Source organism: Chloroflexota bacterium (assembly GCA_026710945.1).
In the GTDB taxonomy this organism is placed as follows: Bacteria; Chloroflexota; UBA11872; order VXOZ01; family VXOZ01; genus VXOZ01.
Genome location: JAPOQA010000027.1, coordinates 14,889 through 28,684 on the forward strand (window position 1 = coordinate 14,889; position 13,796 = coordinate 28,684).

The following is a 13,796-nucleotide window of genomic DNA, read 5'->3' on the forward strand; positions in this document are numbered from 1 at the left end:
CTACCGTAGGGAGCTAGCGGACTTCACCTTTTCCTACCCTACGCTGGCGCCAACAGGATAGACGGCAGCGCACCAGTCGCTGTATTTCGGACTGCGGTTGCGCACCGCTTCAAAGAAGACCTCTTGGAGGCGGGCTGCTACCGGGCCGATCTCGCCGTTGCCAATTGTCCTGCCGTCCACCTCGCCAATGGCCGAAATCTGCGCGGCCGTGCCGGTAAAGAAGAGTTCATCGGCAATGTAGAGCTCGGTGCGTGCGATGCGCCGTTCCACCACTTCTATGCCGAGTTCTTCCCGCGCCAGGGTCATTACCGCGTGGCGGGTGATGCCTTCCAGGATGTTTGAATCCGGTCCGGTGGTAATGAGCTTGCCGTCGCGCAGCATGAAGATATTTTCGCCGGGGCCCTCCGAAACCGAGCCGTCGCCGTTCAACATGATGGCTTCGTCGAAGCCCAATTCCTTGGCTTGAGAGGTAGCGAGGGCGGAATTGATGTAGAGACCCGTCACCTTGGCGCGGGGCGGAATCACGTTGTCGTCGATGCGCCGCCACGGTGAGATGGTGACGCGGATCGGCTTGTCCAAGTCTAAGTATGCCCCAAAAGGCACGGTAAACATGAAGAAGTCGTCGGGGACGTGCTCCAACTCGCCGTCAGGAGCCGTGCGCACCAGCGAAAGTCCCACTTGCTCGGCGCTCTTGTAAACGAGCGGACGCACGTACACGTCTTCTCTGTAGCCGGACTTTGCCACGAGGTCGCACGCAAGCTGCGTGAGCTCTTCCGGGCTGAGACGCACCTTCATGCGCAAGATGTGCGCCGAACGATGCAGGCGTTCGAAGTGCTCACGCGCGCGAAAGAGATAGACTTGCTCGTCTTCCGGCACCCAATAGCCCCGAATGCCCTCAAAGCAGCCGGTGCCGTAGTTGAGCGCGTGAGTCATGATGCCTACTTTGGCGTCACCAAGCGGCACCACATTACCTTCAAAATACGCGAACGGTTCTCCCACGACCGACCTCCTAACTGGCCCTTGAGCGCAAATGCTTACGCTTTATCATGCCCCATTTATGAGGGCCGTGCAAACTCTGTGTCCCACTTGCCAGCGGTGGCGCCTCTTGGCAAGTGGTGCGTCCTCTGGGGCGGACGAGACACGCATATGCGTGCTAACGGTAAGCAGCAGCTTGGAGCCGGTAAAGCTCGGCATACTCGCCACCAGATGACAACAGCGCGTCATGTGTGCCCTGCTCGACCAAGCGGCCCTCCCGCAGCACCAGGATCCGGTCCGCAATCTGGCATGACGCCGAACGATGGGATATGAGAACAGCGGTGCGCTCTTGCGCCAGGTCGGCAAAATGGGCATAGACCGCCGCTTCCGCCTTGGCGTCGAGGGCCGAAGTGGGTTCGTCCAAAATGAGAATTTCGGCCGGCCGGAAGTAGGCCCGGGCTATCGCGAGCTTCTGCCACTGCCCCACCGATAGCTCCGCGCCGGCGTGAAACTCCTTGCCCAACGGTGTGTCAAGTCCTTCCGGCAGTGCTGCCGCCACCTCTTGCGCGCCGCTGCGTGCGAGCACTGATTCTAGATGCTCTCTGTCATCGGCTCCATCCAGCCAGCCGAAGGTGATGTTCTCCTGCACAGAAGTCTGGTAGCGGAGGAAATCCTGAAAAACAGTCCCGAACTTCTTGTACCAATCAGCAAGTGCAATATTAGTAAGGTCAACTCCATCTACGAGTATACGGCCCGACGTCGGACTATACAGGCCCATCAGGAGCTTGACGAGCGTGGTCTTGCCCGCGCCGTTTTCGCCCACGAGCGCGATCCGCTCGCCGGGCCGGAGCGAGAGATTGAGGCCGGAAAGGGCAGGTCGTTCCGCCCCCGGATAGGTGAAGGAGACGTTGTCCAATTCGATGGGTGCGGTCAGCGGCTGACGCAGCCTGCGGCCTGCTTTCAAGTCAATACATGGGCTGTCTATCAGCGTGAAGAAATCTTGCAGATAGCGGAGATCGTTATACACCAGGGACACGCCCCAGATCAGATCCGAGTAAGTCATTTGGAAGCTCTCAATCGCCGCAAAAAGTGCGACCGCCGTACCGACACTGATGTGACCGTTGACCAATAGGCCCACACTCAATCCCAGCGCCAAGACATGTACCACGCCATTCAGCCCGTCGGATACCACGGTGCGTCTCTCCTCGCGGGCCGCAAGTTGTAGCCGCTCTTGGTTAAGAGCTTGGCGGAGTTCCCCAGCCTGATTGAGCAACCACCGCCCTAAACTAAATAGCCGCACCTCGGCGGCTGCCTCCCGACCGGTCATTAGTCCCGTATAGACCGCGAGGCGGCGTTCTCGTGGAGTCTGTGCGCGCTGCATGAGGTACTTTTGGCGGAGCAGGCGCTCGCGCAGCAGCACGCCTGGCGTCGTTCCGATTGCCAGCAACACCGGCAGTCCCCAGTGGAATTGCCCGAGGTACACGAGCAGGGACGTCAGCGTTACCACTTGTGAAAGACTCTCCCAAGAGAAGTGCATGGTCGAACCCAGACGTTCGACCGTTCTGCGCCGCACTCGGTGCAAGAGGTCGTAATGCTCGTCGTGTTCGAACCACTCCAGCGGCATGGCCTGCGCCTGTTGGATGCAGCGCTCGTCAATAGAGGCAGCCAACACCTCCTGGTGGTATAGGGCCAGCGTATCCCTGCCGTAAAGCACGGCAGCGTGCGCGAGGGCAAGCAAGGCGAGGGCGAGCCCCCAGTAGAGAGCGGTACTAACCGGCGCGTTGCCTTCTAATACTTGCTGGGCCGTCTCTACGAGCCGGCGCAAGACATGCACGTCTGCCACGATAAACAGCCCCATGCCGGCGCTTATGACGGTCAGAAGCGCTGCGCCTCTGGCATCGGCGGCCAGTACCAAGCCAAGCGTACGCGGTAGGTACGTGAGGCGCTGCCAGGGGCGAGCACTGGTGTTCTGTGAATCGCTCATCAGCCGCGCTCCGTGTTTGCGGCGGCGTTATACCAGTGCGCTTGCAGACGGAACATCTGAGCATACACGCCGCCGAGGGATAGCAAGGCCGTGTGGTCGCCTTCCTCAACAATGCGGCCGCTGGCGAGTACCACGATCCTGTCGGCCAGCCGGGCCGCCCCGAGGCGATGCGAGACGAGGACCGCGGTGCGACCGGCGGCCACTTCAACAAACTGTCGATAGAACTCGACCTCGGCTCGTGGGTCCAAGGCGGCGGTGGGTTCATCGAGTGCAACGATCTGAGCGTCACGCAGATAGGCCCGCGCGAGCGCCAGGCGCTGCCATTGACCGGCGGAGAGTTCCATACCGCCCGGCCACTCTTTGCCGAGGTACGTCCAGTAGCCGGACGGCAGTTCCGAGACAAACCCGTGTAAACCGCTCTTTGCTGCAGCGGCGGTGATGCGCGGATGAATGACATCACTCGCTTGGTCACCTTGCGCAAGCAAAGATGAATCGCCATAGGCGATGTTCTCAAACACCGTTGTGGGATAGCGGACGAAGTCCTGGAAGATGGCGGTTGCTTCGCGCCGCCACGTTGCGGGATGAATGGTCGTCAGGTCCGCGCCATCTACGGTGATAGTCCCCTGGGTAGGTTGGTAGAGTCCTAAGAGCAAGCGCACCAGCGTGGTCTTGCCCGCGCCGTTCTCGCCCACGAGCGCGATCCGCTCACCGGGCCGCAGCGACAACTCAAGGTCAGTCAGGGCCGGTCGAACTGCGCCCGGGTAGGTGAAGCTCACACGGTGAAACTGCATAGCCTGGCGTAGCGGTCGTTGAAGTTCTTGCTCTTCACCCTGTGTTGCCGGGGGTTCTGACTCTATGGCAAGAAAGTCTTGCAGATACTCCGCATACTGTAGATCCGAGTACACATTCCCCAGAGCGGCAGAGACGTTGTCAGCGAGGGTGCGAAAGCGGCTCAATCCGTACAAGAGCGCAACCACGCTGCCCAGCGTAATGTTGCCGCTGAGGGCGACCAGCAGGACGAGCACGACAATCAGCGCTACGCCCTCTTGCGCGGCTACACTCGCCAATCCTGGCAGCGCCATCTTGCGTTGGGCGGCCATCACCTCCCCCAAGAAGCGCTGAAAGACACCACGGCGGCGGCGGAGAAGATAGTCGGCAAGACCGGACAACCGCAGTTCGGGGACCGCTTCGCGGCTGGTGAGCAAGCGCGACCAGTAGGACATTTCGCGCCACCGAGGCGAGTTCCGGTACGTGACTTCAACCATATGTCGTTCGATCACGGATTGCACGATAGATCGCAACGCCATCACGGCTACCAAGGCCACACCAGCGAGCCAATGGGCACTGAAGAATATCACCATTAACCCGGTAGCGCCGACCAGCGAAGTCAGCAGCCACGACAGGTTCTCCAGAAGATCGCTGAGGGCGCTGCCTGCTTCTTTTCCGGCTACCTGCAGTTTGGTGTAGTATTCTTCCCGTTCGAAGGTGCTTAGAGGGAGTGAGATTGCCTTCTCACACACCATGTGCTGTACGGCGGCGCCGAGGCGCAAGCCTGTCAGTTGACTGAGGTAGTCTCCAAGAGCGCCGTCGAGGCTCCGGATGACAAAGGCTACCAGCAGCACCAGCAACCAGGGGACCACGGCGGGCCATACATCGGACTGGTCGGAGCTTGAGCGGGGTAGAGCGTCGATGAGGCCACTGATGGCCCATACGATGAATGGCGTGGTGGCTCCGGAAGCAAGGCTCTGCACGACGAGCAGAGATCCGGCAAAAGGAGCCTCTTTGCAGACAAGACTGGTGATGTAAGTAATCCGCGCCGTGGTGTTCCCCAGGAGCACTACGGGCTCCCGCAGCCAGGACGGGTATGCGAGATTCATGATCGTTCCAGTGTGGGTTGCTTAGGTTTATCGAATTGCAGGAATCGGTAGGCGGACTTGCGTTTTAGGTCGCGCCATGCCTTTTCCGTTTGCCCTATGCGCAGCAAACGCTCAATTGCGGATAGATTCTGGTGAACGTCAGTTCAGCCAGAAGGCTGTAGCAAGCGCGAGCACCGCAAGGAAGAGAAAGAAGGGCAGTTTTCACTCCATGGTGTCAAGAGGAGTGGCTGCAGCTGGGCAGTGGGAGACAGCGTGAATCGCCCTACGTGTCGCAGGGCGATATCGCTTGAAAGGGGAGAGGACTTATCTCGGAACGATCATGTTTATGGCTACCGTGTGGGCGGCTACACCCTGCACGTTCTCGTCAGTAGTTAGCTCGAGTTCTTGTGTCTCTCCTGGGAGGAGGTTTCTCACCAGTCCGGTGGTCATGCCGAGCACGTTGCCGTTGGCATCGAAAAGAGCGCCGCCGAGATCGAGGCTATAGGTGCGTGGGCCGTTATTCGTGACCGACCCGTGGAGGACGTGGAGACTTCCTTCGCGCTCGTAATGCACACCGCTAAAGCTGATATCGTGCTCGTAATTCTCGCGAACGGCCATCGTGCCGGAAAAGCCGAGTTCTACCGCTGCGGGAACAGCAGCGTATGGGTCAACGGATAAGAAACGAACCGCGCGCGTTGACCCTGGCAGCAGGGCTGTGATACTGCCGGTGGCATGCGTTAAGTCGGCGCCTCTAGCATCGAGCAAGTGCACCTCGGCAGCGGTGGAAATGGTCAAACTGGAGTCATTGCGCAGTTGTACGTAGATACGGTAGTTGCCGTGGGGCGATGCAATGACAGATGGCGACCCTACGATGGACAACAGATCGGCAAGTCCGCCAGTGGCAATACGCACGATGTCAAGAGAATCCGATGTGCCTGCCGGCGCTCGGGGTGAAGTTAGGTCTCCGGTAGGAGGTTTCAATGCGCTCAAGATAGCGAGAGTCGCATCCAGTGGATACGTAGCCGCTGCCGGTATGAGGCCGGACTCTTTGGCAAGGTCCCCACCGTGCACTACCGTCACGTCACCGGGACTCGCTCCCCAGTCCGTATGTACATTCCAATACTGCAGAGCCACGCGCTGTGCGCGTATGACGACCATCGATCCGAAGTCCTGGATGGCCAAAGGCAAACCGTAGTGGAGCAGCCAGTGGGGATTGCTGAGAAACCGCTCTTTCAATGCGGCACGCGCGGCGTTTAGCTGCGGCGTGTCGCCGGGCTGCGGCTCAAAGATGGCAGTAAGATGATTCTGTACCGTGCCTTCCCAGTCGTTCACGGGATCGTCTGCCGACCAATCGAAACTCCTGGGAATCTGACGAAAGGCTTCAAGCCAAGCGTCATAGCCGGCGTCAGAGAGCATATCGAACGTGTTCGCGATATTTACGCTGTTCGATGCCGGGTCCCACTGCAGGAGGACATTTTGAGTTGCCTGGTACACAAAGCCATCTAGAATGAAGCGTCCAGATACCGGGTACCCCACTGCCGGCACGCCGCCGAGTTGCTGAAAGCTACTCCAAAAGACTATGTCACCGTAGTTCGTGATAGCGTAGCCCTTGCCGGTGCCGCTGCCGGTTTGTGTGTAGTACCAGCCGTCACCCGTGGCAAAGTCGGGTGCATTGGGCGCGTGAGTATGGTCGGCTTCATCGCCGTGCGCCTGCACGGCACTAGCCGCAGAGAGCCACACGAGAAGTATCACTATGAGGCTACTAAGAAGACGAAGTCGTTGCATATGCGTCACTCTTGATTTGGTACATTAGAACTAACGGCAGTTGTAGGCGCTACCTATACTAGCCGAAGCGGTGCGTCGCGACAAGAGAGTGTGCTACGCTCAGTGCTGGGGAAGCAGTGTACGGAATGCGCCGGCCTGGCGCGACAGCGTACCGTGAACAACCAGCGTAGGAGAATTCATGAGTCGCGTACCGCGAGCGTGGATGAAGCCGCTCGACGAAGACTACAAGGCAAAGCCGCTGCCCGAACGCAAGCGGCGGCCCTGGAGCGAGACGTTATTCGGTCGTGTCGCGATGGTGCCTATTCGCCGTCTCGACCCCTACGTACGCTGGGTTGAGCTCATCGAGCGTATGCTGCACGGCGTGATGTTGAACACTGATGTGTTCAAAGAAGTGCACGAGGATGAATCGGCAAATCTGCAAGCGCTGTCGGCGGTCTTGATCGTCGTCGTGGTGCAGAACATCAGCTTGTTCCTCATTGGGTTGTTCTGGTTCGGATTCTTCGGCTCTATCAGTTTCGTCGCCAGGGCCATGAGCGACGCGATGGTATCGTGGGCAATCTGGTTGATCGTGGCCTACGCGCTCTGCAAGGTACTCTTCCGCAGCCGTGCAGGCTTCATGCAGGTCTTCAGAACCCTCGCTTTTGCCTATGTTCCTGCCATATTCTTATTCTTCCAAGTGATTCCGCTCTACGGTGTCACGCTTGCCGCACTTACCTACCTTGCGCTGATCGAGTATGGCGTATTGGCGCTGCGCCCGGCATTGAACGGTTCGATTGCCAAGGCGCTGCTTGCCAGCTTCGTGGGGTGGACGGGCTTGCTCGTGGTGAGCCTGATACTCAGCGAAAGCCAGCTCTTCACCTTGATCCAAGAGTGGATCGCGGAGCAATGGCTGTGAGCGAAGACTATGCTCGTAGCAGAGACTATGCTTATAGCTCTTAGCCGAGACTACGCTGGATGAGGGCGCGTGAACGCGGTCTCCGGCGAAAGCTCCACTCCCCATCCCGGCGCATCACCTAACTGCACCTCACCGTTTGCAGGTAGCGGCTCTCCTGTGAGGAACGGATGAATAGGTGCGATCTCCGTACCGTCGCCACTGCCGAAAATGAACTCGGCCATAGGACACACGCCGTGCGCCGCGACGAAGTTGTAGCTCATCACGCCGCCGATGTGAGGAATGACCTGCAGGCCGTGGGTATCGGCCATAGCCGCCACACGGCGGGCAACGGTAATGCCGCCGCACCAGGCGAGATCGGGCTGCAAGACGTCGGCGCAACCCTGCTTGATGAGATCATGGAAGCCAAAGTGGGTGTACTCATGCTCGCCGCAGGCAATATGCAGCCAGGGTAGACGCTTGCGGAGCGTGGCATAGCCGTCATAGTCGTCGGGAAAGAGGGGTTCCTCCAGCCAGTAAATGTCGAACTGGCGCAGGCGCTCGGCCATGGCGATGGCATATGGCACGTCCCAGCCCATCCAGGCATCAACCATAAGAAGCCGATCCGGCCCAAGCGCGTCGCGGGCTTCAGCCACTTGCGTCTCATTGCGGCGCATGCCCTCGGGGCCGTCATGCGGCCCATAGCGCATGAAGACTTTGTTGCGGGTGAAACCCAAAGACGGGTAGGCCTCGGAGCGGTTGCCGCTGGCGTAGAGGGACACGCGAGGCGGCTGTTGCCCTGATTCTTGCGATTTGCCACCAAGCAGCACATAGACCGGCACAGCGGCGGCCTTGCCTTTAATGTCCCAGAGGGCGTTGTCTATCGCACTGATCGCCATGATGGGCAGACCCTTGCGCCCATAGGGGAGCGTGGCGCGGTACATGAGGTCCCAGAGCAGATCGGTATCGCGGGGATCCCTGCCTGTGAGCAAAGGCTTGAGATGGTGTTCGATGATGTGGCAACTGGGCGCGCCGCCGCCCACGCCGATGCCCGCGATGCCTTGATCAGTGGTGACACGGGCGATGGTGCGCGGCACCATGCCCTGCCACGAACTGCGCGTCTCGGCGTATTCGGGGTAGCCAGACATCGGACTGGCCATGCGCTCCGCCACGAGCCAGCTACGCCGCTTGGGTGTCTCAGGGATGAGGGCTTCGATGTCGATGATCTTCATGGCAAGCGCGGCTATCTCATTTCTTCGTAACTTTCACAAACCATCAGCGACATGCTGATTGGGACCCATATTAACTGAATCACAGAAGAACTCACCCATGACGGTGTTTGTTCCAATGGTACCAAGAAGCGGGGAAAAGCCCCCGCGCTACGATTTGTTCGTCATTCCGGCGAACGCTGGAACCCAGGAGATGTCAGCTTGCCGCGCAACCCGAATGTCCTCCATTTCGCCTTTACTGCAAAAAAAGGAGAACGGCATCCCAAAAAATACCGGACTTCCGTCCTTAGTTCCAGTTCCGTTGGTCTGTCTCACCCTGCGGTAACAGCTGCCCCAGTGCTCCTGGAGACTACTCTCCTGTGCCGAGACCCGCCGATCCGGCCGCGGCTTCCTCTTTACTCTCGGACGTGGGGTGCGGGCGTTCCAGCGTAACCTCCGGCGCAATCTCATAGCCCCAGCCGGGCGCTTCCGGCGGGCGCACCCGGCCGTTCTCCGGCAGCGGCTCGCCGCTGAAGAAGGGCTGTACCGGCACAAGTTCGCTGCCGTCACCTGCGCGGAAGATGAACTCTACGAGAGGCGCATTGCCGTGGGCAATACAAAAGTGATAGCTGGCAGTAGCGCCGACGTGGGGAATGACGTCGATCCCGTGAGGTTCAGCCATCTGCGCGGCGCGATGGGCCTCGGTAATGCCGCCGCACCAGGCGAGATCTGGCTGCAGGATGTCGGCACAGCCCCGCTGGATGAGCTCGTGAAAGCCATAGCGCGTGTACTCGTGCTCGCCGGTGGTGATGCGCGTCCAGGTAATGCGACGCCGGATTTCAGCGTAACCCTCGTAGTCGTCGGGCGGCAGGGCTTCCTCGATCCAGTAGACGTTGTACGGGCGCAGGCGCTCGGCCATGCGCAGCGTGTACGTGACGTCCCAGGCCATGTAGCAATCCAGCATCAGCAGCATGTCAGGACCTAGCGCCTCACGTGCGTCCGCTACGTGCTTCTCGTTCAGCTTCATGCCCTCGACGCCGTCCCATGGGCCGTAGGGCATGGCGACTTTATTGCCTACAAAGCCCAGCGACTTGTACACGGCGGACTGATTGCCGGTGGCGTAGACCGGTATGGCAGGCTTGGTGGCGCCGCCCAGGAGTTTGTAGACCGGCTGGTCGGCGGCCTTGCCCTTGATGTCCCATAACGCGTTATCGATGCCGCTAATGGCCATGAGCGGCAACCCCTTGCGCCCATATGGAAGCGAAGCGCGAAACATCTGGTCCCAGAGGCGTTCGGTATCACGGGGGTCTTGGCCGACGAGCAAGCGCTTGAGGTGCTGCTCCACGATAAAGCACGCCGGATTGCCGCCGCCTCCAAGTCCGAGGCCCTCTAGTCCCTCATCCGTTCTGATGCGCACGATGATTGGCCCCAAAGGCCCTTGCCACAGCGCTCGCCGTTCGCCGTATTCAGGATAGCGCGACATGGGATTGGCCACCCGAATGTGCGAGAGCCAACTGGGCGGCTCCGGCGGCAAGTGAGGAATGAAGGCCTCAACATCAATGATCTTCACGTGTCCGGTCCTCTATTGGTGGTGTGTGACAAACCTGGATGGTATGGCAGAATCAGGCGAGCGGGGACACTCTCGGCAATTTGGCCAAGTGCATGTCATTCTCCCCTTAAGTAGATCCTTGCCAAACACACTTTGAAGGCGATGAGCGCCCTTTCCTCGCATGGGAAGGCTTGGGTGAGGGCTTATCGCTGCCAACCTACCCTAACCGTTCCGAAGAGGCGGTGTTCAGTAAGGAATCCATATTGTACCGTCTTATGATAACCGGCAGGACTTGTGTGTGTTAGTGCTTGGGATGTGCCCTGGCCCTTCAGCATCCCGCACAGCGGCCGGATCCAATGCCCATAGGCGCTCAATCCACGTAGAATCTACGGTGAGCGCGAGTGAAGTGCCTTGAGTCGACCACCGGATGCGAATCTGATTGCGCGCTGGGGAGCGGGGGACAAGCCCCCGCGCTACGTCAGAGCAGACTGCCGGTCCGATCCGGCAAAGGAGAATCGTAGTTGGGATCCGAACAACCACGTCGGCAACCTGAAGAGTCGAACGAGCGCATTTACGTGGGCGTAAAGCCCGGAGTGATCGTGCTCTACCTCGTGGCGCTGGTGGTGACAACGGCGCTGCTCGTGTGGTTTCTCTACCTCGATCAGCGGCCGTGGTACGGCAACTGGCCGGCGGTCATCCTGTCAGTTACCTTCTTCTCTCTCTTTGTCGTGGGGTTTCTCGTGGCACTGCCGCGTCGCGACTGGCGGCAGACGGCGCTGGGGCCTGCGTTTCTCATCGCGCTCTTTACCGAGATGTTCGGCATTCCTTTTACCATCTACTTGCTGAGCAGCGTCTTTGGCTTCTCTATCGGGTTGGACGGCAGCGAAGGTCACCTCTGGGCCGTGGCCCTGGACTGGCTGGGCTGGGTACGGTTGAGCGTGGGTGTGCCCATGCTGAAATGGGGCGGCAGTGCCGTCGTCTTGACCGGGCTCGTTCTCATGGGATGGGGTTGGTGGCGCGTGTACCGCGCTCGCGGCGCGTTGGTGACCGATGGCCTATACCGCCACGTACGCCACCCGCAATACGTGGGGTTTGTGCTGGTCATGGCCGGCTTTCTCATCCAATGGCCGACGCTCATCACGCTGCTGATGTTCCCGGTGCTGCTTGCGGCCTATATCCGCTTAGCGGCGAATGAAGACGTTTACCTGGAACGTACCCACGGTGACGCCTTTCGCAGCTACAGGAAGAACGTGCCCGGCTGGCTGCCGCGCTTGCGGTGACGCCCAAGAGGAAATTCGCCTGAGTTCGGTGTAGTTGTGCGCAGTAAAATCTGCCAATCGCAATTTTCCGCATCCGCTCTTCATTGATCGAAATGGCACAAAGCGGCTATCCAAGACCAGAACAGGGGAGTTGCTCACAGTGCGCAAGCGCCCATGCTGAGCTTGTCGAACCGGGATGGGTTTCGATGGCCTAATGTGCGCGCAGGTCAGCAAAGGATATTCACGTGATATGATTCTGACATGAAGAGCACAAGGCAAATTGTAAGATGTATCGCAGCCGGGGCCGTGCTTGCAATCGCAGTTCTTTGTTTAGTCTCCTGTGGAGACCCCAATACGGAGTTGCTAGAAGGCATGGCCACGCGCGTCGCGTCAGATGAGCAGGTGCCGCTGGCGTTCGAGGATGAACTGTGCGTCAACGAGGCGCGCATCCGTGTGCAGGTCGCCGATACGCCGTCAGAGCGGGCGGCCGGGCTGAGCGGCTATGCCGGACTGCCGGAAGACGCCGGCATGTTGTTCGTCTTACCAGAGCCGCAACAGCCGACGTTCTGGATGAAGGGCATGCTGTTTGCTCTAGACATAATCTGGATACGCGACGGTACCGTGGTGCAGATACATGCCTCTGTCCCACCCCAGCCGCCAGACACGCCGGACGACCAACTGCCGCGCTACCGTCCCGATGAACCAATCACCCACGTGTTGGAACTGAACGCCGGCTCGGCAGAACGTTTTGGCATCACCATCGGCAGCCGCATAGCGTCGTGCGCCGACGAGACCCCCACACCGCAAGACGCTGGTTGAAAAGCGAGGGAGGCACGGAGGAAGGTTCCTATGCCGCGCTTCCAAAGGAGAAATCGGTTACGAGGACTGCCTCTGTGCTACGTGGGCGCAGGTTTTCAACCTGCGCTACCGGGCTGATGCCACGAATTGTTCCATGTGATACTGCCCCGTTACGGGAACAGCTTCAGCACAGCTATCACAATGCCGGACACCACGCCGGCAAGCGCGGAAATCGCCACAAGAAGCTGGAACGTCTGCTTCCCCAGTTGCTCCGCAATGTGCTTTCTCAGCCGCTCTTCCATCACCTGCATATCCGCCCGAATGGCCTGATCCGAAGCTTGCAGGTCGGCTCTGAGGGTTTGCAGGTCGGCTCTGAGAGCCTGTTCCGAGGCTTGCAGGTCGGCTCTGAGAGCCTGTTCCGAGGCTTGCAGGTCGGCTCTGAGAGCCTGTTCCGAGGCTTGCAGGTCATCATTGGTCGCCGCGTCCCCGCGCGCTTCGCTAACAGCATCGATCAGGGCTTCTGCTTGATTCTCACTGAAGCCCGCGCCCGTCAGCGTCTTTACCGCTTTGTGGGTGTCGAACAATGCCATGTATCGATCCCTTTGCTCAAGGCTTGCCTCTTTCAATGCCCTGCACGTTGTATGAACATTGTCGGCACGGTACGCATCCTCTACCTTCGTTGTCTATTCTGCCGACCTGCGCCCTCGTTAGTTTCGCAATTCTGTGCTTTCTGCTCCTCTAGCATACCATGCCTATGCCATAGGATCGGCACTCTTGGACAGCACGTCCTCGACACCGGCTTGGTGGTTGGCGAGGCGGGCGAGGGTGAAGAGCAGGTCGGAGAGGCGATTGAGGTAGATCAGAATGGGTTTGGAGAGGTCTTCTTCTTGGGCCAGAGCCACAGCGATCCGTTCGGCGCGGCGGCAGACGGCGCGGGCCAAGTGGAGCGCGGCGGCTGCGGGCGTGCCGCCCGGGAGCACGAAGTCAGTCAAGGGAGGGAGTTGCGCGTCCGCTGCATCGATGGCTGTTTCTAAGGCTTTCCCATGTGCCGGTGTGATGCGGGGGATGGTGTAGGCCCGTGGCTCCTGCGGCGTGGCGACGTCCGCGCCCATGATGAAGAGCTCGCTCTGGATGCGCTGGAGCAGGCCGGAAAACTCGGCCTGTGCACTCGGCAGGTGTACTATCGCCACTCCCAGCACGGCGCTGAGTTCGTCGATGGTGCCGATGAGATCCATGCGCAGCGCGTGTTTTTGCACACGCTCGCCGCCAAAGAGGGATGTGGTGCCGTCGTCACCGCCGCCGGTGTAGATGGGCATTGAACTGCCGGCCTCCTGTGCCGGTCCCCGCTAACGCGCTTAGGCCGGATGGTGTTTCCACCTGGTTCGTGCAAGTTCCCGTTCGTGCTGAGCTTGCCTGTCCTGAGCCTGCCGAAGGGTCAAAGTATTGACAGCGAGACGCGTCGGCACGTCAAGATTCGCTTCTGGCAACACATCTCCTCGCCAGTCGTGAAC

At 59.7% G+C, this 13,796-nt stretch carries 11 protein-coding genes; 3 read left to right on the top strand and 8 right to left on the bottom strand.

Translation table 11 applies throughout. The features are described 5' to 3' along the window. Positions 1-33 precede the first annotated feature (33 nt). From OXE05_04990 to OXE05_05005, 4 genes are all read right to left on the bottom strand, one after another. Complete coding sequence (locus tag OXE05_04990; protein MCY4436673.1) at positions 34-999, bottom strand: branched-chain amino acid transaminase; 966 nt, start codon at positions 997-999, stop codon at positions 34-36. Positions 1,000-1,153: 154 nt separating this feature from the next. Beyond that, positions 1,154-2,959, bottom strand: a complete 1,806-nt coding sequence (locus OXE05_04995; GenBank protein ID MCY4436674.1) for an ABC transporter ATP-binding protein — start codon at positions 2,957-2,959, stop codon at positions 1,154-1,156. Beyond that, positions 2,959-4,836 carry an ABC transporter ATP-binding protein gene (locus OXE05_05000; GenBank protein ID MCY4436675.1) on the bottom strand — a complete coding sequence of 626 codons (1,878 nt, stop codon included), beginning with the start codon at positions 4,834-4,836 and terminating at the stop codon, positions 2,959-2,961. The genes OXE05_04995 and OXE05_05000 overlap by 1 nt, the downstream gene beginning before the upstream one ends. Before the next feature lie 303 nt (positions 4,837-5,139). Next, positions 5,140-6,600, bottom strand: coding sequence for an FxLYD domain-containing protein (locus tag OXE05_05005; GenBank protein MCY4436676.1), 1,461 nt, complete (start codon positions 6,598-6,600; stop codon positions 5,140-5,142). Positions 6,601-6,778: 178 nt separating this feature from the next. Between OXE05_05005 and OXE05_05010 the strand changes: the two genes are divergently transcribed. Continuing rightward, positions 6,779-7,495: a hypothetical protein gene (locus OXE05_05010; protein ID MCY4436677.1), complete on the top strand. Its 717-nt coding sequence runs from the start codon at positions 6,779-6,781 to the stop codon at positions 7,493-7,495. Positions 7,496-7,545: 50 nt separating this feature from the next. Here OXE05_05010 and OXE05_05015 read toward each other — a convergent pair whose 3' ends face one another. Both OXE05_05015 and OXE05_05020 read right to left on the bottom strand, forming a co-directional pair. Then, the gene (locus OXE05_05015) at positions 7,546-8,703 is read right to left on the bottom strand and encodes an L-rhamnonate dehydratase (protein ID MCY4436678.1); all 1,158 of its coding nucleotides are present in this window, start codon (positions 8,701-8,703) and stop codon (positions 7,546-7,548) included. A gap of 346 nt (positions 8,704-9,049) precedes the next feature. Beyond that, positions 9,050-10,249 (bottom strand): L-rhamnonate dehydratase, encoded by a 1,200-nt coding sequence (locus OXE05_05020; protein MCY4436679.1) that lies wholly within the window; start codon positions 10,247-10,249, stop codon positions 9,050-9,052. A gap of 500 nt (positions 10,250-10,749) precedes the next feature. Here OXE05_05020 and OXE05_05025 point away from each other — a divergent pair, with 500 nt between their 5' ends. Both OXE05_05025 and OXE05_05030 read left to right on the top strand, forming a co-directional pair. Then, positions 10,750-11,508, top strand: a complete 759-nt coding sequence (locus tag OXE05_05025) for an isoprenylcysteine carboxylmethyltransferase family protein (GenBank protein MCY4436680.1) — start codon at positions 10,750-10,752, stop codon at positions 11,506-11,508. Between the two features lie 351 nt (positions 11,509-11,859). Further along, positions 11,860-12,306, top strand: coding sequence for a DUF192 domain-containing protein (locus tag OXE05_05030; GenBank protein ID MCY4436681.1), 447 nt, complete (start codon positions 11,860-11,862; stop codon positions 12,304-12,306). Between the two features lie 149 nt (positions 12,307-12,455). Here the strand turns inward: OXE05_05030 and OXE05_05035 are convergent, their stop codons facing one another. Further along, positions 12,456-12,875, bottom strand: coding sequence for a DUF1640 domain-containing protein (locus OXE05_05035; protein MCY4436682.1), 420 nt, complete (start codon positions 12,873-12,875; stop codon positions 12,456-12,458). Positions 12,876-13,037: 162 nt separating this feature from the next. Further along, entirely contained in the window at positions 13,038-13,601 is a 564-nt protein-coding gene (locus OXE05_05040; GenBank protein ID MCY4436683.1) for a cob(I)yrinic acid a,c-diamide adenosyltransferase, read from the bottom strand. Between the last annotated feature and the right edge of the window lie 195 nt (positions 13,602-13,796).

Bases quoted from the DNA above. Each gene is read 5' to 3' on its own strand.
- OXE05_05040 (MCY4436683.1), bottom strand. From the start codon at position 13,601: ATGCCCATCTACACCGGCGGCGGTGACGACGGCACCACATCCCTCTTT.
- OXE05_05010 (MCY4436677.1), top strand. From the start codon at position 6,779: ATGAGTCGCGTACCGCGAGCGTGGATGAAGCCGCTCGACGAAGACTAC.
- OXE05_05035 (MCY4436682.1), bottom strand. From the start codon at position 12,875: ATGGCATTGTTCGACACCCACAAAGCGGTAAAGACGCTGACGGGCGCG.
- OXE05_05000 (MCY4436675.1), bottom strand. From the start codon at position 4,836: ATGAATCTCGCATACCCGTCCTGGCTGCGGGAGCCCGTAGTGCTCCTG.
- OXE05_05030 (MCY4436681.1), top strand. From the start codon at position 11,860: ATGGCCACGCGCGTCGCGTCAGATGAGCAGGTGCCGCTGGCGTTCGAG.
- OXE05_05005 (MCY4436676.1), bottom strand. From the start codon at position 6,600: ATGCAACGACTTCGTCTTCTTAGTAGCCTCATAGTGATACTTCTCGTG.
- OXE05_04995 (MCY4436674.1), bottom strand. From the start codon at position 2,959: ATGAGCGATTCACAGAACACCAGTGCTCGCCCCTGGCAGCGCCTCACG.
- OXE05_05015 (MCY4436678.1), bottom strand. From the start codon at position 8,703: ATGAAGATCATCGACATCGAAGCCCTCATCCCTGAGACACCCAAGCGG.